Annotated in this window: 18 protein-coding genes and 2 riboswitches; of the genes, 7 read left to right on the forward strand and 11 right to left on the reverse strand. The window is 67.4% G+C overall.

All coding sequences use genetic code 11. The features are described 5' to 3' along the window. Positions 1-18 precede the first annotated feature (18 nt). The 3 genes from lgt to F817_RS0100880 are packed head-to-tail and all read left to right on the forward strand — an operon-like array spanning position 19 to position 2,166. Positions 19-834: a prolipoprotein diacylglyceryl transferase gene (gene lgt / locus F817_RS0100870; protein ID WP_024325870.1), complete on the forward strand. Its 816-nt coding sequence runs from the start codon at positions 19-21 to the stop codon at positions 832-834. Between the two features lies 1 nt (position 835). Next, the gene (locus F817_RS0100875) at positions 836-1,654 is read left to right on the forward strand and encodes a thymidylate synthase (RefSeq protein WP_024325871.1); all 819 of its coding nucleotides are present in this window, start codon (positions 836-838) and stop codon (positions 1,652-1,654) included. A 17-nt stretch (positions 1,655-1,671) separates the two neighbouring features. Then, positions 1,672-2,166: a dihydrofolate reductase gene (locus F817_RS0100880; RefSeq protein WP_018169382.1), complete on the forward strand. Its 495-nt coding sequence runs from the start codon at positions 1,672-1,674 to the stop codon at positions 2,164-2,166. Between the two features lie 429 nt (positions 2,167-2,595). Here the strand turns inward: F817_RS0100880 and znuB are convergent, their stop codons facing one another. Further along, the gene (znuB, locus tag F817_RS0100885; protein ID WP_024325872.1) at positions 2,596-3,417 is read right to left on the reverse strand and encodes a zinc ABC transporter permease subunit ZnuB; all 822 of its coding nucleotides are present in this window, start codon (positions 3,415-3,417) and stop codon (positions 2,596-2,598) included. After that, positions 3,414-4,193, reverse strand: a complete 780-nt coding sequence (locus tag F817_RS0100890) for an ATP-binding cassette domain-containing protein (protein WP_024325873.1) — start codon at positions 4,191-4,193, stop codon at positions 3,414-3,416. Before F817_RS0100890 ends, znuB begins: the two co-directional genes overlap by 4 nt. A 98-nt stretch (positions 4,194-4,291) precedes the next feature. Between F817_RS0100890 and F817_RS0100895 the strand changes: the two genes are divergently transcribed. After that, the gene (locus F817_RS0100895) at positions 4,292-5,392 is read left to right on the forward strand and encodes a zinc ABC transporter substrate-binding protein (protein WP_024325874.1); all 1,101 of its coding nucleotides are present in this window, start codon (positions 4,292-4,294) and stop codon (positions 5,390-5,392) included. A 476-nt stretch (positions 5,393-5,868) separates the two neighbouring features. Here the strand turns inward: F817_RS0100895 and F817_RS0100900 are convergent, their stop codons facing one another. The 9 genes from F817_RS0100900 to F817_RS0100945 form a co-directional block, all read right to left on the reverse strand. Continuing rightward, positions 5,869-6,228 carry a diacylglycerol kinase gene (locus F817_RS0100900; RefSeq protein WP_042799034.1) on the reverse strand — a complete coding sequence of 120 codons (360 nt, stop codon included), beginning with the start codon at positions 6,226-6,228 and terminating at the stop codon, positions 5,869-5,871. Between the two features lie 24 nt (positions 6,229-6,252). Continuing rightward, on the reverse strand, positions 6,253-8,988 hold the full coding sequence (locus tag F817_RS0100905; protein WP_024325876.1) for a PAS domain S-box protein: 2,736 nt from the start codon (positions 8,986-8,988) through the stop codon (positions 6,253-6,255). 31 nt (positions 8,989-9,019) lie between these two features. After that, positions 9,020-11,392, reverse strand: a complete 2,373-nt coding sequence (locus F817_RS0100910) for a PAS domain-containing protein (RefSeq protein ID WP_024325877.1) — start codon at positions 11,390-11,392, stop codon at positions 9,020-9,022. Positions 11,393-11,641: 249 nt separating this feature from the next. After that, positions 11,642-13,150: an aminomethyl-transferring glycine dehydrogenase subunit GcvPB gene (gene gcvPB, locus F817_RS0100915; RefSeq protein WP_024325878.1), complete on the reverse strand. Its 1,509-nt coding sequence runs from the start codon at positions 13,148-13,150 to the stop codon at positions 11,642-11,644. Positions 13,151-13,231: 81 nt separating this feature from the next. Further along, positions 13,232-13,759 (reverse strand): thiol peroxidase, encoded by a 528-nt coding sequence (tpx, locus tag F817_RS0100925; protein WP_024325879.1) that lies wholly within the window; start codon positions 13,757-13,759, stop codon positions 13,232-13,234. A 61-nt stretch (positions 13,760-13,820) separates the two neighbouring features. Beyond that, positions 13,821-15,173 carry an aminomethyl-transferring glycine dehydrogenase subunit GcvPA gene (gene gcvPA / locus F817_RS0100930; protein ID WP_024325880.1) on the reverse strand — a complete coding sequence of 451 codons (1,353 nt, stop codon included), beginning with the start codon at positions 15,171-15,173 and terminating at the stop codon, positions 13,821-13,823. 84 nt (positions 15,174-15,257) lie between these two features. Continuing rightward, positions 15,258-15,650, reverse strand: coding sequence for a glycine cleavage system protein GcvH (gene gcvH, locus F817_RS0100935; protein WP_024325881.1), 393 nt, complete (start codon positions 15,648-15,650; stop codon positions 15,258-15,260). Between the two features lie 75 nt (positions 15,651-15,725). Next, entirely contained in the window at positions 15,726-16,829 is a 1,104-nt protein-coding gene (gene gcvT / locus F817_RS0100940; protein WP_024325882.1) for a glycine cleavage system aminomethyltransferase GcvT, read from the reverse strand. Between the two features lie 120 nt (positions 16,830-16,949). Then, positions 16,950-17,061, reverse strand: a riboswitch (glycine riboswitch). A 1-nt stretch (position 17,062) separates the two neighbouring features. After that, positions 17,063-17,164, reverse strand: a riboswitch (glycine riboswitch). Between the two features lie 346 nt (positions 17,165-17,510). Then, positions 17,511-18,431: a ZIP family metal transporter gene (locus tag F817_RS0100945; RefSeq protein WP_024325883.1), complete on the reverse strand. Its 921-nt coding sequence runs from the start codon at positions 18,429-18,431 to the stop codon at positions 17,511-17,513. A gap of 158 nt (positions 18,432-18,589) precedes the next feature. Between F817_RS0100945 and F817_RS0100950 the strand changes: the two genes are divergently transcribed. From F817_RS0100950 to F817_RS14650, 3 genes are all read left to right on the forward strand, one after another. Next, positions 18,590-19,981 carry a sodium:alanine symporter family protein gene (locus tag F817_RS0100950; protein ID WP_024325884.1) on the forward strand — a complete coding sequence of 464 codons (1,392 nt, stop codon included), beginning with the start codon at positions 18,590-18,592 and terminating at the stop codon, positions 19,979-19,981. A gap of 64 nt (positions 19,982-20,045) precedes the next feature. Further along, positions 20,046-20,879: a carboxylating nicotinate-nucleotide diphosphorylase gene (gene nadC / locus F817_RS0100955; RefSeq protein WP_369774195.1), complete on the forward strand. Its 834-nt coding sequence runs from the start codon at positions 20,046-20,048 to the stop codon at positions 20,877-20,879. A 420-nt stretch (positions 20,880-21,299) separates the two neighbouring features. Next, positions 21,300-21,503, forward strand: a complete 204-nt coding sequence (locus F817_RS14650) for a hypothetical protein (protein ID WP_042799035.1) — start codon at positions 21,300-21,302, stop codon at positions 21,501-21,503. The last annotated feature ends 59 nt before the right edge of the window (positions 21,504-21,562 follow it).

Here is a 21,562-nt window from a genome sequence, read left to right on the forward strand (position 1 = left end):
TTTCATCCGCAAGCGCCCATGCCCACACACCCGTTTATCGACCCGGTCGCGTTGTCCGTCGGCCCGCTGACCCTGTACTGGTACGGCCTGATGTACCTGGTCGGCTTCGGCGCCTTCTGGGCCCTTGGGGTCTGGCGCACGCGCACCCGCGACTGGGATCCGCTCCACCCCTGGCAGGTGGGCGACCTGCTGTTCTGGGGCGTGATCGGCGTCGTCATCGGCGGGCGCCTCGGGTATGGCTTGTTCTACAACCTGGACACCACGCTGGCCGACCCGCTGAGCCTGTTCCGCATCTGGGAAGGCGGCATGGCCTTCCACGGCGGGCTGGCCGGCGTGCTGGTCACCTGCTGGCTGTACGCCCGCAAGATCGGCCAGCCGTTCTTCCGTCTGACCGACTTCATCGCCCCCCTGATCCCGATCGGCCTGGGGGCCGGGCGCATCGGCAACTGGATCAACGGCGAGCTGTGGGGCAAGCCCACCGACCTGCCCTGGGCGATGGTCTTTCCGGCCGCGGACTACATCCCGCGCCATCCTTCGCAGTTGTACCAGGCTTTCCTCGAGGGGCTGGTGCTGTTCGTGGTGCTGTGGGTCGTCTCGCGCCAGCCGCGGCGTACCGGACTGATCTCCGGGCTGTTCCTGACGCTCTACGGCAGTTTCCGCTTCGCGGTCGAGTTCGTGCGCGTGCCGGATGCACACATCGGCTACCTCGCCTTCGACTGGCTCACCATGGGCCAGGCCCTCAGCCTGCCAGTGATCCTGTTCGGCGTTGCCCTGATCGTCTGGTCGCGGCGCAACCCCCTGCCCGCACCCCGCCCGGCCCCGGAGGCCTCCTGAGATGCAGCAATACCTGGACCTGGTGCGGCACATCCGCGATTACGGCACGGACCGCCCGGACCGCACCGGTACCGGTACGCGCTCGGTATTCGGCTACCAGATGCGCTTCGACCTGGCCGACGGCTTCCCGCTGGTTACCACCAAGCGCACCCACCTGCGCTCGGTGATCCACGAACTGCTGTGGTTCATCGCCGGTGATACCAATGTCGGCTACCTGCGCGAGCACAAGGTCCGCATCTGGGACGAGTGGGCCACCGCGGCCGGCGACCTGGGCCCCGTCTACGGCGCGCAGTGGCGCAACTGGGCCGGTCACGACCAGCTTGCCGAACTGATCGACAACCTGAGGAGCCGTCCCCACTCCCGGCGCCACATCATCAGCGCCTGGAACGTGGCCGACCTGCCGGACGAATCCGTCTCGCCACAGGCCAACGCGGAGGCCGGGCGCATGGCCCTGGCGCCCTGCCACACCCTGTTCCAGTTCTACGTGGCCGACGATCGCCTGTCCTGCCAGCTCTACCAGCGCAGCGCGGATGTGTTTCTAGGCGTGCCGTTCAACATCGCCAGCTACGCGCTGCTGACCCACATGCTCGCGCAGGTGGTGGGCCTGAAGCCCGGCGAGTTCGTCCATACCTTCGGCGACGCCCACCTCTACCGCAACCACCAGGAGCAGGTCGAAGAACTGCTCGGGCGCGAACCGCTGCCGCTGCCAACCCTGCACCTGAAACCGGACGTCACCGACCTGTTCGCCTTCACCTTCGACGACATCGAGGTGCGCGACTATGAGTCCCACCCCCCGATCAAGGCCCCCATCGCGATCTGAGCGTTACCGGAGTCCCCATGCCCCAGCCCGAGATTCATCTGATGGTCGCGCTCGATCCGGATCACGTGATCGGGCGCGACAACGACCTGCCCTGGCACCTGCCGAAGGACCTGCAGCACTTCAAGCGAATGACTGCCGGTCACCCGATGATCATGGGTCGGCGCACCTTCGAATCCATCGGACGGCCGCTGCCGAATCGCCGCAACCTGGTGCTGACGCGCCAGGCGGACTGGCAAGCGGAGGGTGTCGAGGTCTATCGCGATCTGGATGCGGCGCTGGCCACCATCGAGGCCGGCCCCGCCTTCGTGATCGGCGGCGCCGGCCTGTTCGAGGAGACCCTGCCGCGCGCCGACGTGCTGCACCTGACCCGGGTGCACGAGTGCCATGCCGGCGACACCTTCTTCCCCGCCCTCGACCCTGCGGACTGGGACGTCGTCTGGTCCGAGCACCACGAAGCCGACGAACGCCACGCCTGCCCCTTCACCTTCGAACGCCTCGAACGCCGCCGCTGAACGCGACCCGGCGCCCCGTGCGGGCCCGGATGTGTACAGCACCCGGCGGCCGAAGGTGGCCCTGGAACGCAGTGGTACACGCCCCAGGGCTCCACGCCCCTCCTGCTTCGTCATCCCGGAAACCGCGTAGCGGTTATCCGGGACGTCGGCGGCCGGGGTTGCCCCGACGGGGGAGATCCCGGCTCTTCGCTTCGCTGCGGCCGGGATGACAGTACAGGGGCAAGGGCCGGGGACGGTGACATTCCAGAAAGGCCCGGATTAAAGCGACCTGCGGCGGGCTATTTGCGCCCCTGGACGATCCCCCTGACTGGCTGACCCTCGTGGCTAATCAGGAACAATCTTTCTCTGTGCCCCCTAGGGTGCACAATCGCCCGGATCCTTAGCCCGTTCTTCGTGCCTTCGTGCGCTTCGTAGTGAAGAACGGTGTTGTCAGCGCCCGCCAAAGTGGGGGATCAGGCGGCCGGGCAGCAGGTGGACCAGGATGAAGCCCAGCATCGCGGCGACCACGATGGTCGGGCCGGTCGGGGTGTCGTACTGGAAGGAGCCCCACAGCCCGGCCCCCACGGCCAGCATGCCGATGATGCCGGCGAGGATCGCCATCTGCTCGGGGGTGGCCGCAAAGCGCCGGGCACTGGCCGCCGGGATGATCATCAGCGCCGTGATCAGCAGCACGCCGACCACCTGCATCGCCGCCGCGATCACCAGCGCGATCAACAGCATCAGGCCCAGCCGCACCAGCAGCACCGGCACACCCTCCACCTGGGCGAGCTCCTCGTGCACCGTCAGCGCCAGCAGCGGGCGCCACAACAGGATCAGCAACAGCAGGGCCACGCCCCCGCCAATGGCGATGGACAGCAGGTCCCCGGTGCCGACCGCAAGGATGTCGCCGAACAGGTAGGCCATCAGGTCCACCCGCAGCCCCTCGATGAACGTCACCGCGACGATCCCCAGCGACAGGGCGCTGTGCGCGAGGATCCCGAGGAGGGTGTCCGAGGCCAGCTCCTGGCGCCGCTGCAGCAGCACCAGCAGGATGGCAATCGCCACGCACACCAGCGTGACCATCAGGTTGAGATTCAGCCCCAGCAACACGCCCAGCGCGACGCCCAGCAGCGCCGAATGCGACACGGTATCGCCGAAATAGGCCATGCGGCGCCAGACCACGAAGGCCCCCAGTGGACCCGCGACGGCGGCCACCATCAGCCCCGCCAGCAGCGCACGAATCAGGAAATCGTCGAGCAGGCCATCCATCATCGGGAGTCGCCCCCGGGACCGGGCCGGTGGGCATGGCCGCAGCCGGCGTGATGTTCGTGCACATCCCCGGCCACATCGTGCACGTGGTCGTGATCGTGCCGGTAGACCCCGATCCCCTGCATGTCCGTCTCCGGGAACAGGCGCTGGTACTCGGGATGCCGCGACACCTCCTCCGGCCGGCCGGTGCAGCACACATGCTGGTTCAGGCAGATCACCGCATCGGCCCCGGCCATGACCAGGTGCAGGTCGTGCGAAACCATCAGCACCCCGCAGCCGGTCTCGTGGCGGATGTCATCGATCAGCTTGAACACCTCGCCCTGGCCCACGATATCCACCCCCTGGGCGGGCTCGTCCAGCACCAGCAGGTTCGGTCGATTGAGCAGGGCGCGCGCCAGCAGCACCCGCTGCATCTCGCCGCCGGAGAGCGACTGCACCGGCTTGTGCAGCAGATGCGGCACGCCGACCCGCTCCAGGCCTTCGCGCAGGACGGCCTCCGGGGCCCGCTGGCGCAGCGTCAGGAAACGCCGCACCGAGAGTGGCAGCACCGGCTCGATCTGCAGGCGCTGCGGCATATAGCCGATGCGCAGCCCGCGCCGGCGCTGTACCCGGCCCTGCCCCGGCTTCCACAGCCCCAGCAGGACCCGTAACAGCGAGGTCTTGCCCGCCCCGTTGGGGCCGATCACCACGGTCACCTCGGCCGGGCGCACCTGGACCGAGACATGGTCCAGGATCACCCGTCCCGCGCGCTCCAGTGACACGTCGCGGGCCGCCAGCAAGGGTGTTGCATCGATTTCCGCCGTGGCGGGCTCGGTGGGGTCTTTGCGACTCATATTGATATACTATAACGTTAATAGCCCCGATGGAGAATCCGCCGATGCGTTCCGCAGTCCGCCGCCCGACCGTGCCCAACCTGTTGCTGGCCCTGACGTTGCTCCTGGCACTGGCCACCCCCGCACAGGCCGACGACAGCCCGCGCATTGTCACCTCGATTCTACCCATCCACAGCCTGGTTGCCGCGCTGGCCGGCGACACCCACGAGGTCGAACTGCTGGTACCGGCCAGCGCCTCGCCCCACGGCTACGCCATGCGGCCCTCCGAGGCACGACGCCTGCAACAGGCCGACCTGATCATCTGGGTGGGTCCGGATCTGGAAGGCTTTCTCGAGCGCTCACTGCGCGGGATCTCCGAGCGGGCGACCGTGATCAGCCTGATGCACGACCTGGACCTGCCCCTGCTGGAGGGCCGTAGCGGCGGGGTATGGGAAGGCCACGATGCCCATGGCGACCATGGGCATGACGATCACGGCGATCACGGACATGACCGTCATGCCCACGACGATCACGACGGACACGAGGATCATGCACACGAGCATGACGCGCATGACCACGGTGCTCACGGGTCGAATGATCATGGAGCCGCGCATGACAACGGGAACGGGCATGCACATGGCGATTACGACAGTCACCTGTGGCTGTCGCCGGCGGTCGCACGTGCCATCGTCGAACAGCTCGCGGAGCGCATCGCGGAACTCGATCCGGAACAGGCCGCAAGGATCCGGGACAACCGGGACCACCTGCTCCAGCGCATCGACAACCTGGATACCGATATCGCGGCGCAACTGGCCCCGGTGCGCGACCAGCGCTTCATGCTATTCCACGACGCCTACCAGTACTTCGAGCAGCACTACGGCCTGAACGCGGCCGGCTCCATCAGCGTCGATCCGTCGCGCATGCCGGGGGCACGCCGGTTGTCCGACCTGCGCACCCGCCTGGCCGAGGGCGACATCGCCTGCCTGTTCACCGAGCCGCAATTCCGCCCGGCGCTGGCGGAAACCGTGGCCGAGGGGACCGGCACCCGGCTCGGCATGCTCGATCCGATCGGTGCCGGGCTGGAACCCGGCCCGGACGCCTGGTTCCACTTGATGCAGGGCATGGCGGACGGCTTCACCGACTGCATGGCGCATAACGGTTCCTGACGGACACGCGGCCCCACCTCCGGACGCCGCGCATCGCCGCCCCACCCTCCTGTGCCGTCACCCCGGAAACCGCGTAGCGGTTATCCGGGATCTCCCACGCCGGGACAGCCCCTAAGGGGACGCTGATCTAATCGCACGTCCGCGTTGGTGCCCCCTGTTTCCCGAGACAAGGCACGTCGTGCAGCGGGTAGTGGTTCTACCCGCAAGCGGCGCAACGCAGGATCGGGGAACAGGGGGCACCAACCCCCACAAGCCATTGAAAGCAGGGGCTCGGCCGGCCGTTTTTGATAACAACGGGCGTGGGAACTGCGTTGCGGCTCCCTTGTGCAGAATGACTGCACGGCAGTCACCGCGCCTTGTTCGCACGCAAAAGCGACTCGAGCGCGGACGCGCGATTAAATGAGCGTCTCCCTAAGGCCGGATATGCCGGCTCTGCGCTTCGCTTCGGCCGGGGGAAGCCCGGAGCCCCAGCGCGGTCAGAGCAGGATCAGCCCCCACACCAGCGCCGCCAGGAGGAAGCTGACCAGCACCGCGGCCGAGGCCATGTCCTTGGCGCGGGCCGACAGCGGATGGCGCTCGTCGCCAAACCGGTCGATTGCCGCCTCCACCGCCGAGTTCAGCAGTTCCACCACCAGGATCAACAGGGCACTGCCGGCCAGCAGTGCCCGCTCCACCCCGCTCTCGCCCAACCAGATCGCCAGCGGCAGCAATACCGCGAGCAACGCCAGTTCCTGACGAAACGCCGACTCGTGTAGATACGCTTCGCGCAGCCCGCGCCAGGAATACCCGAAGGCATACAGCACCCGGCCCAGGCCACGTCGGCCACTATGCGCCACCCGGATCCCCCTCGGTGCGCCCGGTCATGCGGCGGGCGGCGGCGCGAGGGCCACCCGGTTGCGGCCCTCGCGCTTGGCGCGGTAGAGCGCCTCGTCGACCCGCCGCAGCAGCTCGCCGCGCGGCTCGCCGGAATGGAATGCCGCCACCCCGAGGCTCACGGTCACCTCGCCCACCCGGGGAAAGGCATGCCCGGCCACGCGCGCCCGGACCAACTCCGCCACCCGGGCGCCTTCCTCCGCCGCGGCGCCCGGCAGCAGGACCATGAACTCCTCGCCCCCCCAGCGGCCGAGTACATCCACGCTGCGCAGGCGCTCCCCCGCGACCCGGGTCACCTCCTGCAACACCACATCCCCGGTGGCATGACCATGGGTGTCGTTGACCTTCTTGAAGTGATCGAGATCGAACATCACCAGCGCGAACCCCTGGCCATACCGCTCGGCCCGCCGGACTTCGCGGTCCAGCAGGCTTTCGAAATAGCGCCGGTTGGCAATCCCGGTCAGGCGATCATAGAAGGCCTGACGCTCGAGTTCCGCCTGGTTGCGTTCCAGCTCCTGCTGCGTGGCCTTCAGCGCGGTGATATCGACCGCCGTCCCGGCCACCCGGGTCACCCGGCCCTCGCTGTCCGCAACCGGGTAGCGGCGGACGCGAACCCAGCGCTGCTCGCCGTCCGGGCGCTGTATGCGGAAGGTCTCGTCGGCCGTTCCGTCGCCGAAAGCGCCGGAGAGAAACACCGCCTCCACCCGGTCGCGGTCCTCCGGGTGCACGGCCTCCAGCATCGCGACCGAGTCGCGGTACAGGTGCTCGCGGCTGTATCCCCAGACCCGCTCGTAGGCCGGATTGACGTAGAGGATCGATTCAGCGTCCTGCAACCAGAAGACCTCGTTCACGGCGCCGGCCAGTTGTCGGAACCGCGCCTCGCTCTCGCGCAGGGCCTCCTCCATCGCCACTTGCTCGGTAATGTCGATCATCACCCCGTGCCAGACGATGCTGCCGTCGCGGCGCGGTGCTTCCGGCGTCGCACGGCCCTCGACCCAGAGCGTCCCGCGTATCGGGTGACGGACGCGGTAACGAACCAGCCAGGGCCCCAGCGTGCGCGCCGACTCCTCGATGCTGGCCTGGATGCGCGGAAGATCCTCGGGGTTGACCCGGGCGAAAGCCGTATCGGCGTCCTCCTGGATCATGTCCGGAGACAGCCCGTACACCCGCTGGACGCCCTCGCTGACGAACGGGAAGGCATGCCGACCGTCCGGATACAGGCGGTATTGGTAGATCGCCCCGGGCAGGTGGCTGGTGGCCTTGGTCAGCCGGGCCTCGCGTTCGCGCCGGGCGGTCTGGTCCTGGAACGACACCACCGCGCCGTCAACACGGCCCGACGCATCGAACGTGGGTGCGGTGAAGACACTCACGGGAAACAGGGTCCCGTCGGCCCGCACAAAGTGATCGTCCCAGGCCTCCAGCGGTTTGCCGGTCTCGAGGACGCGGTAGATCGGACAGGCCTCGGGCGGATAGGGCGTCCCGTCCGCCAGCGTGTGATGGTTGGTCGAATGCGCATCCCGCCCGAGGGCATCGCCTTCACTCTCGAAACCGAAAAGACGGCAGGCCGCCGGGTTCAGGAAGGTATAGCGGCCATAGCGATCGAGGCCGAAAACCCCTTCGGCCAGGCTGCCCAGCAGGCGCGTCTGGAAGGCCTCGGCCGCCCGCAGCTCGGTGACATCCTCGATCACCCCGTCGAACACGAACCGGCCTTCCGCATCCTCGGTCCGGTAGGCGGTGATCCGGGCACGGAAGGGCCGTCCGCGCAGGGTCCTCAGATCCACTTCGCGACCGATCACCCGCCCATAGGCCTCGAGATCGCGACTGAATGCGTCGCGCTCGAGCGGATCGCGGTAGAGCTCGCGGACCGGCGTCGAGCGCAGTTCGATCTCGGTGGCGGCCTCGAACAGCTCCACCATGGCCGGATTGAGACGGACAAAGCGGCCCTCCGGCCCCGGGGTGTTGCGGTAAACCCCCACCGGGAGGCGACCGAAGGCCACGCCGTAGAATTCCAGCTCGTGTTCGTAGCGACGGGTCTCCGACACGTCGTGAATGATCGAGTAGAGGTACCGGTTCCCGTCCAGCACCACCGGGCCGGAGTACACCTCGACATCGCGAATCTCGCCCCCGCAAATGCGGTGGCGAAAGCGGAAGAAGCGGCGTTCCTCGCGCGCCGCCCGCTCCATCTCCGCATGCACCTCGTCCGCCGAAAGGGTATTGATGTCCTGGATGCGCATGCCCTTAAGCGCCTCGGCCGAATAGCCGTAGAACGCCTCCGCGGCCGGGTTGGCATCGACGATCGCGCCATCCTCCGGGTCGATCAGCAGCTTCGGGGCAGTATTGGCGGTAAAGGTCTGTTCGTAGACCTGGGCGGCCGAGTCGCCCGCCGCCCGGCGCTGGACGGTGGCGAGCCGCCCGTCCGGGTCGGGCGCCAGCGCCAGCGTGCAGGCAACCGCCGTCGCTTCCTCGACGTTCGGCGCCCTGAGCGAAAGCTCCAGGGTCACTTCGGCCGACCCTGCGCGCGCGAGGGCGTCCATCAACGCCTTGTGTTGCCCCTGCGGCACACAATCGGACAGCCATACACCATGGAGGTCGTCCGCCGCGCAGCCCAGCCATTCCGCCAGGCGCGCATTGGCCGCATGGATGCGACCACTGGCCTCCAGAAACACCAACCCCACGGCGGCCCGGTGGAACAAGCCCGCGCCTGCATGCTCCGCAGGATCCATCAAGTCTCCCCGAGGAGGTTGGCCGTGGCCGTCAATCCTGCCATACGACCCGATTGCGCCCCGAGCGCTTGGCCCGGTACATCGCATCGTCCGCGCGCTTGATCCAGTCCTTGATGGCCTCGCCGCGGCGGCATTCGGCCACCCCCAGACTGATGGTCACGTGCCCCACATGTCCCAACTCCAACGCGGCGACCTGGCGCCGCAGATCCTCCGCCAGACGGCAAGCCGCCTCGGCGGTGGTGCTCGGCAGCAGGACCATGAATTCCTCGCCGCCCCAGCGTCCCAGCACATCGGACTGGCGCAGGCGTCCTCCCGCCACGGCCACGACCCGGCGCAGGACCTCGTCCCCGATGTCGTGACCATGGGTGTCGTTGATCCGCTTGAAGTGATCCAGGTCCAGCATCACCAGCGAGCAGGAATCGCCGTAGCGCTCTGCCCGCCGTGCCTCCTGCTCCAGCAATGCCTCGAAATGGCCCCGGTTGGCGGCATCGGTCAACGGATCGTAAAAGGCCTGGTACTCCAGCGCGGCCTCCAGTTCCTTCTGCCGGGAGATATCGTGAAACATGGCGATGTAGTACTCGATCGCCCCGCTGGCATCCCGGATCGCGGTGACGATCTCGTGCAGGGGGAAGATCTGCCCGTCCTTGCGCCGGTTCCATACCTCACCCGACCAGTGGCCGCGCGCGTGCACGGACTCGAACATCTCCTGATAGAAGCCGCGATCCTGCAGTCCCGAGTTCATGATCCGGGGGTTGTGTCCCACCGCATCGGCCTCGGTGAACCCCGTGATCTCGGTAAAGGTCGCGTTGACGCGCTGAATCGTCCCCTCGCCATCGGTGATGAAGATCGCCTGACTGCTCTCGAAGGTCGCCGCGAGCAACCGCTGCTCCCGCTCCAGGTGGTGCCGCTCGGTGATGTCCTGCACGGTCCCGATCATGCGCAGCGCGCGGCCATCCGAATCGACCTCCACGTAACCACGCTCGTGCACCACGCGCTCCTCGCCGTCGGCGCGCAGTACGCGATGCACGGTATCGAAAGAGCCTCCCTCGGCCAGCGCGGCGTCCACCTCGGCCTGAACCCGTTCGCGGTCCTCCGGATGAACCGCCTGCAGGAAGGCGGCGTGCGTCCCGCCCCACTCGCCACGTCGCATCCCGAAGATCCGGAAGACCTCGTCGGACCAGCGGACCTCGTTGCGGGAAAAGTCCGATACCCAGTTGCCGATATGCGCGATGCGCTGGGCCTCGGCCAGTTCTCGCTCGCGCAGATGGAGCGCCACCTCCGCCCGCACCCGATCGGTGATATCCAGGATCACCCCGAACCAGAGGACACTGCCGTCCTCCAGTGCCTCGGGGCTGGAGTGCCCCTCCACCCAGATCTCGCCACGCCTAGGGTGGCGCACGCGATAGCGCTGGCGCCAGGGCTCCAGGCAGCGCATGGAGGCCTCGATGCTGGCGACAACCCGCTCGACATCATCCGGGTGGATGACTTCGAAGGCAGGGCTGGCATCGTGCCTCACGGCCTCGGGCGTCACGCCGTACACGTCGGCCATGCCCTCACTGGCATACGGGAGCGACGCCCGGCCATCCGGGTACTGGCGATACTGGTAGATCACCCCGGGCAGGTTGTGGGCGATCTTCTCCAGGTGGCGCTCGGTCTCTACCCGCGCCCCCACGTCCTGGAAGGCACCCACCAGCTCGACGACCGCGCCCTGACCGTCGCGGATCGCGGTAATCTGGTCCTCCAGCCATTGCCAGTGCCCGCTGGGCATGCGCTGGCGATAGCTCAGGCGACAGAATCCGCGCGCGCCGTCGGCCAGCCAGCGCTTCACCTGGCCGGCGCAACGCTGGTACTCCTCGCGAGTCAGATGGGCCTGCAACCAGTCCGGCTGGCCGGTAATCTGCTCTGGCGTCCAGCCAGTAACGGCCTGCACGTTGGGGCTGAGCCAGGTCATGGTGCCCAAGTCCGAGGGGTCCATGGTGTAGATCACGGCCGGACTGGCGCGCAGCAGGGTCTCGGTACGCTGCTCCGTCTCCTTGTGCACGCCAATATCGGCGACCGCCACGAGCAGGGCTTCGGGGCAGTCCTCGGTGGCCGGGATCCGGCTGACCGCCAACTCCACCCAGTGCGCCTGATCGGTGGCATCCAGCAGACGCGCCTCAAAGCTGCAGTTGGCGCATTCACCGCTCCGCAACGCATGACGCCGGTCCTCGAAGCGCACCCGATCGTCCGGGCAGACATGCGCCTTCAGGAACGCATCGGTCAGATCCGCCGGATCACAGGCCAGCAAAGCGCCCAGGCGGGGATTGGCACGCAGGATGCGCCCCTCGGTATCCATCTCGGCCAGCCCCACCGGCGCATGCTCGAACAGCGCCGCGTAGCCGTGGATGGCACAAATTTCGCTCATTGGGTAACGCGTCCTTGCCCGTCTTCGCCCCTCTTGACGGAGGCTTCGTCGACACTCATTCGTGTGTCGGCTGCCCGCGGGCCTGGCAGCACGTGATTGGACTGAGTCCGGAAACTACCAGATAACGAGTCAGGTTTCCTCTTGACCCCAAAAAAAGTCGTTTACTGCCCCGCAAAACGGAAACGCCCCCGGCAAGCGGGGGCATTTCAGGACGAACCAGGATGCCCGGGGCTGGCCCCGGGGAATCCGTCAGCCGTGCGTACCGGTGCGCGGCGCGCTGGCGTCCCCGTCCTCGGCGGGCTGGAACACGACGTCCAGCGCCTTGGCCGCGGCCACCTCGTTGAAGCGCCGGTTCGGCAGCGTGTGCGGCGCACTCTTGATGGTGTCCATGTCGTTCTCCGACTCGGCCAGGATGCAGGCCATCGCCTCGACGAAACCGTCCAGGGTCTCCTTCGACTCGGTCTCGGTCGGCTCCACCAGCAGGCACTCCGGCACCAGCAGCGGGAAGTAGGTGGTCGGCGCGTGGTAGCCGTGGTCGAGCAGGCGCTTGGCCACATCGCCGGCGGTCAAACCGCGCTCCTTGGCCTGCTTCTTCATGGTCACGATGAACTCGTGCGTGGCGCGACGCTTGGGGTAGGCCAGGTCGAACCCGGCCGCGGCCAGTTCGCGCGCCAGGTAGTTGGCGTTCAGGGTCGAGAACTCGGAGACCCGCACCATGCCCTCGCGCCCCAGCATGCGCATGTAGATGTAGGCGCGCAGCAGCACGCCGGCGTTCCCGGCGAACGCGGACAGACGTCCGATGCTCTGCGGGCGATCGGACTCCTCGGCAAATCGGTAGCCGCCCTGCTCCGCCTCGATCACGTGCGGGATCGGCATGAACGGCAGCAGCCGTTCGGCGACGCCCACCGCGCCGGAGCCCGGGCCACCCCCGCCGTGCGGCGTGGAGAAGGTCTTGTGCAGGTTCATGTGGATCACGTCGAAGCCCATGTCGCCCGGGCGTACCTTGCCGAGGATCGCGTTCAGGTTGGCGCCGTCGTAGTACAACAGGCCGCCGGCCTCGTGCACGATGCCGGCGATCTGCTTGATCCGCCGCTCGAACACGCCCACGGTGGAGGGGTTGGTCAGCATGATCCCCGCGGTGTGCGGGCCCACGGCGGCCTGCAGGGCTTCCAGGTCCACGTCCCCGGTCTCGTCGGTGGGGATCTCGCGCACCTCGTAGCCGCACATGATCGCGGTTGCCGGGTTGGTGCCGTGGGCGGCATCCGGGACAATGATCTCGCGGCGCTCGGTATCGCCCCGGGCATCGTGATAGGCGCGGATCATTGCGACACCGGTGTACTCGCCCTGGGCACCGGCCATCGGCGCCAGCGACACGGCCTTCATGCCGGTGACTTCCTTTAGCATCTCCTGCAGCTCGAACATCGTCTGCAGGAAGCCTTGGCTGTGGCTAGCCGGGGCGAGCGGATGCCGGTTCAGGAACCCGGGCAGCATCGCCAGGCTGTTACAGGCGCGCGGGTTGTACTTCATCGTGCATGAGCCCAGCGGGTAGAACTCAGTGTCGATGGAGAAGTTCTTCTGCGACAACCGCGTGTAGTGCCGCACCACGTCCAGTTCCGAGGCCGCCGGCAGACCCGGGGCGGACTTGCGCTGCAGGTTCGCCGGGATGCGGGTCGCGGCGTGGTCGCGCGGCGCCTGGGCCACGGCCGAGCGACCGGCACGGGAACGTTCGAAGATCAGATTGGCTTCAGTGGTGCTCATAGCGGTTTCTCGCTTGCGTATTCGGGTGACGACGACCGGGCACAGGCCCGGCCGCCGGCGGCGCGGAGGGACTCCGGCCGATTACTGGGTCGGGCTCAGGTTGGCCCGATCATCCAGGGCCGCGAACGCGGCGTCGTAGTCCGGCTCGTCGCCGATCTCGCGAACCAACTGGGCGTGCATCACCAGGTTGTCGGTATCCAGCACGACCACGCCGCGCGCGGTGACCCCGGCCAGCGGGCCGTCCTGGATCAGCACGCCGTAGTCCTTGGCGAAGTTGCGATCGCGCATCATCGACAGCACGGTCACGCGTTCCAAGTTCTCGGCGGCGCAGAAGCGGCTCATCGCGAACGGCAGGTCGGCGGAGACGATCAGGATCTCGAGATCCGGACGGCTGGCGACCATCTCGTTGAACTTCTTGGTGGAGTCGGCGCAGACCGGGGTATCCAGGCTGGGCACGATGGAGATCAGCTTGCGCTTGTCGCCGAAGTCGGCGAGCGAGACGTCCTGCAGATCCTTGTTGGTCAGCTTGAAGTCCGGGGCCGGCGAGCCCACGTGCGGCAGATCGCCGTTGGTGTTGATTGGATTACCTTGCAGCTTGATTTCGGCCATGGTTGCCTCCCGGCATGGTGTAGTTGGCGCGTGGTGTCGTTGACCCTGGGTGCGGACCGCCTCAGGCGGCCTGCTCCCACGTGGTCACGTACTGCTCCAGGTCGGATTCGGTCTTGGTCTCGGTGGCACAGACCAGCACGCAGCCATCCAGCTGCGGATAGTCCCGGCTCAGCTCGAGGCCCGCCAGCACGCCGGCGTCGGCCATCGTCTGCACGCGGGTCGCGGCATCGCCGCCGAAATCCAGCGCGACTTCGTGGAAGTACTCGCCGGAAAAGCGCGGCTTGATGCCCTTGGCGGCCAGTTTTTCCACCAGCGCATGGGTATTGGCGTAGCAGGCCTCGGCCACACGGGTCAGGCCCTCGTCACCCAGCAGCGACATGTGGATGGTCGCGGCCGTCACCACCAGGCCCTGGTTGGTGCAGATGTTCGAGGTCGCCTTGGAGCGGCGGATATGCTGCTCGCGCGCCTGCAGGGTCAGCACGAAACCGGGCTTGCCATCGGCATCCTCGGCGCGGCCGACGATGCGCCCCGGCATCTGCCGGATGTGCTTCTTCAACGTGGTCATGAAACCGAAGTACGGCCCGCCGGACGACAGCGGCGCACCCAGCGGCTGGCCCTCGCCAACCACGATATCCACGCCATTGGCGCCCCATTCGCCCGGCGGCTTCAACAGCGCCAGCGAGACCGGGTTCACCACGGCGATGACCGGGATGCCGCGTTCTTCGGCCCAGCCGGTCAGGGCATCCACGTCTTCCAGGATGCCGAAGAAGTTCGGCTGGCTGATTACCATGGCGGTGACGTCGTCGTCCGCATACGGCGCCAGCGTGTCCACCGGGGTCTGACCGGTGGTCTCGTCGAACGGCAGTTCCACCAGCTCGATGCCCTGGTTGCCGATCAGCGTCTTCACCACCTTGCGGTAGTCCGGGTGCAGCGCCCCCGGCAGCAGGACGCGCTTGGCCTTGGAGCGGCGATTCACCCGCACCGCCATCAGCACCGCTTCGGCCAGGGCGGAGGCGCCGTCATACAACGAGGCGTTGGAGACCTCCATCCCGGTCAGGCGGCTGATCATCGTCTGGTATTCGTAGATCAGCTGCAGCGTGCCCTGGCTGGCCTCGGCCTGGTACGGCGTGTAGGCGCTGTAGAACTCGCCACGCGTGGCGATCTGCCACACGGCGGCCGGGATGTGGTGCTCGTAGGCACCGGCCCCGATGAAATTCGATGGCATGCCGTCTTTCGCGGCCCGCTCCTGCATCAGGCGGGTAATGCCCATCTCGTTCTCGCCCTCGGGAATCCCCGTGAGCGGCGGCGAACGCAGGTCGGCGGGAATCTCGTCGAACAGGTCCTCGACGGATTCGGCGCCAATGCTGTCGAGCATGGCACGGATGTCTTCTTCGGTATGCGGGATAAACGGCATGTCAGGTCTCGCTTTCGCCGATTGCGGCGAACTTCGGTTGGGTCCCGGCCGGACGCGGCCGGGACCGGTGATGCACGGCTACGCTCAGGATTCGGCCTCGACGTGCGCGGCATAGGCATCCGCATCCATCAGGGCATCCAGCTCTCCGGCATCGGAGGGCTTCACCTTGAACAACCAGCCATCCTCGAAGGGCGACTCGTTGACCTTCTCGGGGCTGTCCGCCAGGTCCTCGTTGACCGCGGTCACTTCGCCGGAGATCGGCGCGTAGATATCCGAGGCGGCCTTGACCGATTCCACGGTGGCACAGGCCGTGCCGGCCTCGATGCTGCTGCCGGCTTCCGGGGCCTCAACGAACACCAGGTCGCCCAGCAGTTCCTGCGCGTGGTCGGTAATGCCCACGGTCACGCTGCCGTCGGCCTCGCTGCGCACCCACTCGTGGCTTTTGGTGTACTTCAGATCCTTCGGGGCTTCGCTCATGACATCTTCCTTTTGCTTGTTAGATCCCGCCTGCGCAGTGTAGTCCGGCACACGCGGGATGAGGCAATCCTCGCTTCAGTTTTTCGGCAAATCGATCTGCGGCTCGCCGTTGCGGACGAACACCGGCTTGACCACGCGCACCGGCAGCTTGCGGCCGCGGATGTCCGCGTGCAGCTGCTCGGCCTCGACCCCGGCCGGGATACGCGCGAACGCCACCGACACCCCGAGGCTGGGCGAGAAGCTGCCGGAGGTGACCACGCCGTCTCCGGCCTCGGTCTCGATGCGGGTCCCGCCACGCAGCACGCCGCGACCATCCAGCACCAGCCCGACCATGCGTTCCTTCACGCCCTCGACCTTCGACTGTTCGATCGGCGCGCGGCCGATGAAGTCGCGCTCGGCATCCTTCAGCGCGATGGTCCAGCCGAGGTTCGCGGTCAGCGGGTTGGTCTGGTCGTCCATGTCCGTGCCGTAGAGATTCATGCCGGCCTCCAGGCGCAGGGTGTCGCGCGCGCCGAGGCCGATGGGGTGCACGCCGGCGGCCTTCAGCTTCTCCCAGAAACCGTCGGCCTGTTCCGCCGGCAGCATCACCTCGAAGCCATCCTCGCCGGTGTAGCCGGTGCGGGCGACAAACCACTTGTCATTCCAGACCGCGGAGAACGGCTTGAGATCCCCGGCACTACGCAGGTCATCCGGCAGCAGCGGCAGGGTCTTCTCCACCGCCTGCGGGCCCTGGATCGCGATCAGCGCGAATTCCGGGCGCGGCTTGACGTTCACGTCGAAGTCCTCCGCGACCTTCTGCATGTGGGCGATGTCGCCCTCGGCGGTGGCGGCATTGACCACAGCCCGGTAGCTATCGCCCCCGGTCCAGTAGATGATCAGGTCGTCGATCACGCCGCCGGCCTCGTTCAGCATGCAGCTGTACAGCGCACGCCCTTCGGTCTTCAGCTTGGCCACGTCATTGGCCAGCAGATAGCGCAGAAAGGCCTGCGCCTGCGGGCCGTGGATATCCACGACCTGCATGTGCGAGACATCGAACATGCCGGCGGATTCGCGCACCCGCTTGTGCTCCTCCATCTGGGAGCCGTAATGCAGCGGCATCTCCCAACCGGCGAAATCGACCAGCTTGGCTCCCGCGCGCTGATGCGCGCCGTGGAGCGGAGTTGTCTTCAACGTCGTCATCTAGTTCTCGCCTTGCTTGCGTGTCGTGGTCGGCTCGCCGGCATCCGCCGGTGGAACCGCGAGGCCCGGTCGCCGCGCTCCGGGCATAAAAAAAGGGGCGGCCGGCAGAATGAATCTGCCAGCCGCCCCTCTGTCCTGAAACCTGAGAGTTTGCGTCGCGTCAGCCCGTTGTCGGACTGCGTGACCGCCCCCTTCGGTGGGCCGTTTCCGGCCGCTCTCCAGAGTGTGTCTCCTGCACCGTTCCGGTCCTGTAGCCTGAGCGATTCCGGGCGGATGTTGCGCCTTCGGCGTCTGCCAATCGTGTCGCGATCGCAGATCTCTTCCAGAACGGTGTGCGGGCATTGTCGGGCACCCGCAGACGAAACTAATTGTAGACCAAAATACCCTCGAAGCGAAAGCCCGGACGGGCCACGCCGCTATTTGGGCGCCCCGACTTGCCGCCGCACCTGCCCCCTCACGCATCCAGAAAGCACCGTCATTGCGAGGAGCCGCAGGCGACGAAGCAATCTCCGTCCGAAACCACCGGATATCGATCCCGTCGCACTGCCAGCTTTCGGAGGTTACTCGCTGCGCTCGCCCTTCGGGCCGGCCTGCGGCCGTTCAACGCGCTGCGCGCTTTTGTGCCGCGTCGCCTGCAGCTCCTCGCAATGACGGTGCCAGTAGCGACACTCTGCGCGCGCCCTACAACGCCATGTCGATCGCAAGCAGGACGACGAAGCCGACCAGCACCCCGACCGTGGCCTGGGCCTCGTGACCCTTGCGGTGCGACTCGGGGATGATCTCGTGACTGATCACGAACAGCATCGCGCCGGCCGCGAACGCCAAACCCCAGGGCAGCAGAAACTCCATCAGCGTGATGGCACCGGCCCCGATCAGGCCGCCGATCGGCTGCACCATGCCGGTCAGCAAGGTCACCCCGAATGCCGCCCACTTGCTGTAGCCCAGCGACAGCAGGGCGATGGCGACCACCAGCCCCTCGGGCATGTTCTGCAGCCCGATCCCGATGGCCAGCGCGATCCCGTCGCTCACGTCATCGCCGCCGAAGCCGACCCCCACCGCCAGGCCTTCCGGCAGGTTGTGCAGCGCGATGGCGAAGATAAACAGCCAGACCCGCCGGATCTTCTGCGGGTCGGCCCCGCTTTGCGGCCCGATGAAGAAATGCTCGTGCGGCACCAGCTTGTGCAACGCCAGCAATGCACCGCCACCCAGCCCGATCCCCACCGCGAGCACGACAATGGCCATGCCCACGCCGCCGTACTGCGCCTCGGCCTGCTCCACCGAGGGGAGCACCAGCTCGAAGGCCGTGGCCGACAGCATCACCCCGGCGCCGAAGCCCATCATCGCGTCCTCGACCGACTGACTGATGCGGCGCAGGAAGAAGATCGGGATCGCCCCCACCGCGGTCATCAGACCGGCGACGAAACTCGCCAGCAACCCGATCTGCAGCGTGCTCAGATCGGCAATGCGCTCTTCCAGCATCGGCCACAGCAGGCTGACCAGCCAGATGAAGACCGCCAGTGCGATCAGCGATCCGACGAGGAAGATCCGGGGCACCGGTTTGCCGTGATCCGGCTCGGATGCGGCGGGAGGGGGTTCGGTCATGGGTCGTCCTTGAGAGTCGAAGCCGCCATTGAAACAGGGTCCATCGCGGCGTTCCACAGACGCGCCCAATGGCCGGGTTCGACAAAAGCTATCGTCAACACCCGTTGCGCGCGGTAGAGTTTTCAGCCAAAGCCGCTCCGGACCACAAGGACCCACCGATGCTCGACACCATCGACCAGTTCCTCGGCGACACCGCCGGCCTGCTTTGGGGCAACCCGCTCACCCTGATCCTGCTGCTGGGCACCGGGCTCTACCTCACCATTCGCCTGGGTCTGGTCCAGGTCGTCGCCTTCCGCGAGGGCTGGCGCGCCCTGCGCGGGACCGACGGGCGCGCCGGCGGCACCGGGCAGATCTCGCCGTTCCAGGCGCTGTCGACCGCGCTGTCCGGCACCATCGGTACCGGGAACATCGCCGGCGTGGCCACGGCCATCGCGCTGGGTGGCCCCGGGGCGCTGTTCTGGATGTGGGTGACGGCCTTCTTCGGCATGGCCACCAAGTTCGCCGAGACCACCCTGGCCGTTCGCTACCGCGAGATCGCCCCGGACGGCAGCATCGCCGGCGGGCCGATGTTCACCCTGCTCAACGGCCTCAAGATGAAGAAGCTGGCGATCCTGTTCGCTGCCTTCACCCTGATCGCCTCGTTCGGTATCGGCAACATGGTGCAGGCCAACTCGGTGGTCGACGGCCTGACCTTCATCGTGCCGGACCTGCGCGCCGACGACGACATCATGGGCTGGATGGCCCTGATCATCGGCCTGACCATGGCGGTACTCGTCGCCCTCGTCATCATCGGCGGCGTCAAACGCATCGCGATGATTGCCTCGACCATCGTCCCGTTCATGGCCGTGGTCTACATGCTGGGCGCCTTCGTCGTGATTGTCGCCAACATCCAGGCGGTTCCGGCCGCGGTCGGCACCATCCTCAACCTCGCGCTCAACCCGTGGGCCGCCGGCGGCGGCGCCATCGGCCTCGCCATCCAGTACGGTGTCGCGCGCGGCATGTTCTCCAACGAGGCCGGCCTGGGCTCCTCGGCCATGGCGCACGCCGCGGCCAAGAACGGCGATCCGCCGCGCGAGGGCTCGGTGGCCATGCTCGAGCCGTTCATCGACACCATCGTGGTCTGCACCCTGACCGGCCTGGCCATTGTCGTCACCGGCGCCTATATCGACCGCGCCGACGACGTGGTCGGGGCGTCGCTGACCGCCACCGCCTTCAGCTCCACGCTGGGCCCGTTTGGCGCCATGGTAGTCGGCATCAGCCTCATGCTGTTCGCCTTCTCCACCATGATCGCCTGGTCCTACTACGGCGACCGCTCGGCCTACTTCCTGTTCGGCGAACGCGCGGTGATGCCCTACCGCGTCGTGTTCGTCATCCTCATCGTGATCGGCGCGACCATCCCGCTGGGCGTGGTCTGGAACTTCTCCGACATCGCCAACATCGCCATGGCGGCACCCAACCTGATCGCATTGATCCTGCTCGCCGGCCTGGTCAAGAAGCTGCGCGACGACTACGTGGCCCACCGCCCGATGCCGGATCGCCATGAGCGATAAGGACTACGCCGCGGGCGGACCGCACGACCCCTTCGCCCAGGGCCCAGCGCGGCCGGACGCGGCCATGCTGATGCGCGAGGTGGACGCCGCCTTGGCGGAGGACTTGGGCCCCGATGGTGTCGACGGCGACCTGACCGCCGCCCTGGTCCCGGCTGAACGGGTGGCGCGCGCCACGCTGCTATTGAAGGAGAGCGCGATCGTTAGTGGCCAGCCCTGGTTCGACCGCGTGTTCGCCAGCCTCGCGCCGGAGACCCGGATCGACTGGCAGATCGCCGAGGGCACCCTTGTGGAGGTCGGCCGTGAAGCGTGCACCGTCGCCACGCTGGAAGGCCCCGCACGGGCCGTTCTGGCGGCCGAACGCGCGGCCCTCAACCTGCTCCAGACCCTCTCCGGAACGGCCACCGAGACCGCCCGCTGGGTCGCCCGCCTGGAGGGCACGGACAGCCGCATCCTCGATACCCGAAAGACCCTGCCGGGCCTGCGTCACGGCCAGAAGTACGCCGTGCGCTGCGGCGGCGGCCACAACCATCGCCTCGCCCTGTGGGATGCCGTGCTGATCAAGGAAAACCACATCGCCGCCTGCGGCTCCATCGACGCGGCGGTGCAACGTGCCCGCGCCCTCGGCGCCGGACGCTGGGTAGAGGTCGAGACCGAGAACCTCGACGAGGTCGATCAGGCCCTGGCCGCCGGGGCCGACGTCATCATGCTCGACGAGCTATCGCTGGACAACCTGGCGACGGCCGTGCAGCGCATCCGTGGCCGCGCAATCTCCGAGGCCTCGGGCGGCGTCACGCCGGACAGCCTGGCGGCTATCGCGGCCACCGGCGTGGACTACATCTCGGTCGGCGCCCTGACCAAGCACCTCCACGCCATCGACTACTCCCTGCGCCTGGACTAGCCTGCGCACACGGGGCTTCGCTCACCGTCTGGGTGGCCGGGCCTCGTTCATCCCTCGGAATTTGCGGTGCCTTCGTCCAGCCGCCTGCCTTGTTATGGCTGGCCATGGTTCGTCATCCGGTGTTTACGTGCCTTCGGTCCACATACTGCCCGGCGCTGACTCGCCAGCGCGCCGCGAGGTACTTCTTTGCTCGTGCAAAGAAGTACCCAAGAAACACGCCCGACTGCCGCGACCCCGGCCCGCTGCGCGGACCGGGGTTTCCCTCGTTCCGAGGCTTTTCGCGGGCGGCGCTGAACTCGCTGCGCTACGCTCCGCTCAGACATCCAGCGCCTTGTCTCCCGCGAAAACCCTCTCCACTCGGCGCGACGACAACGGGGAGGTAGGTCAAGACAACTGCGATCCGGAGGCCTGTGCTATTGGTTGGAGGCAGGCTGTTCCAGCATCTTCGGCACGCTCGGCCTTTGGCCGTTGCGTGCCGCGCCCGCAAGCGGGCGCGAGGGGTTCGGGCGGCGATGCCTGTGGTCATACCACGGGGTCAGGATACTGTCGGTTTTGACCTTCTCCTCCCGTATGGAGCCCCTTGCGGAAGGGTTCTCGGGCCGGGAGAAGGCGCTGGATGTCTGAGCGGAGCCGAAGGCGTAGCGAGTTCAGCGCCGCCGGCCCGAGGGCCCTGGAGCAAGGTT

Origin of the sequence: Thioalkalivibrio sp. AKL19 (genome assembly GCF_000420165.1) — a bacterium.
In the GTDB taxonomy this organism is placed as follows: domain Bacteria; phylum Pseudomonadota; class Gammaproteobacteria; order Ectothiorhodospirales; family Ectothiorhodospiraceae; genus Thioalkalivibrio.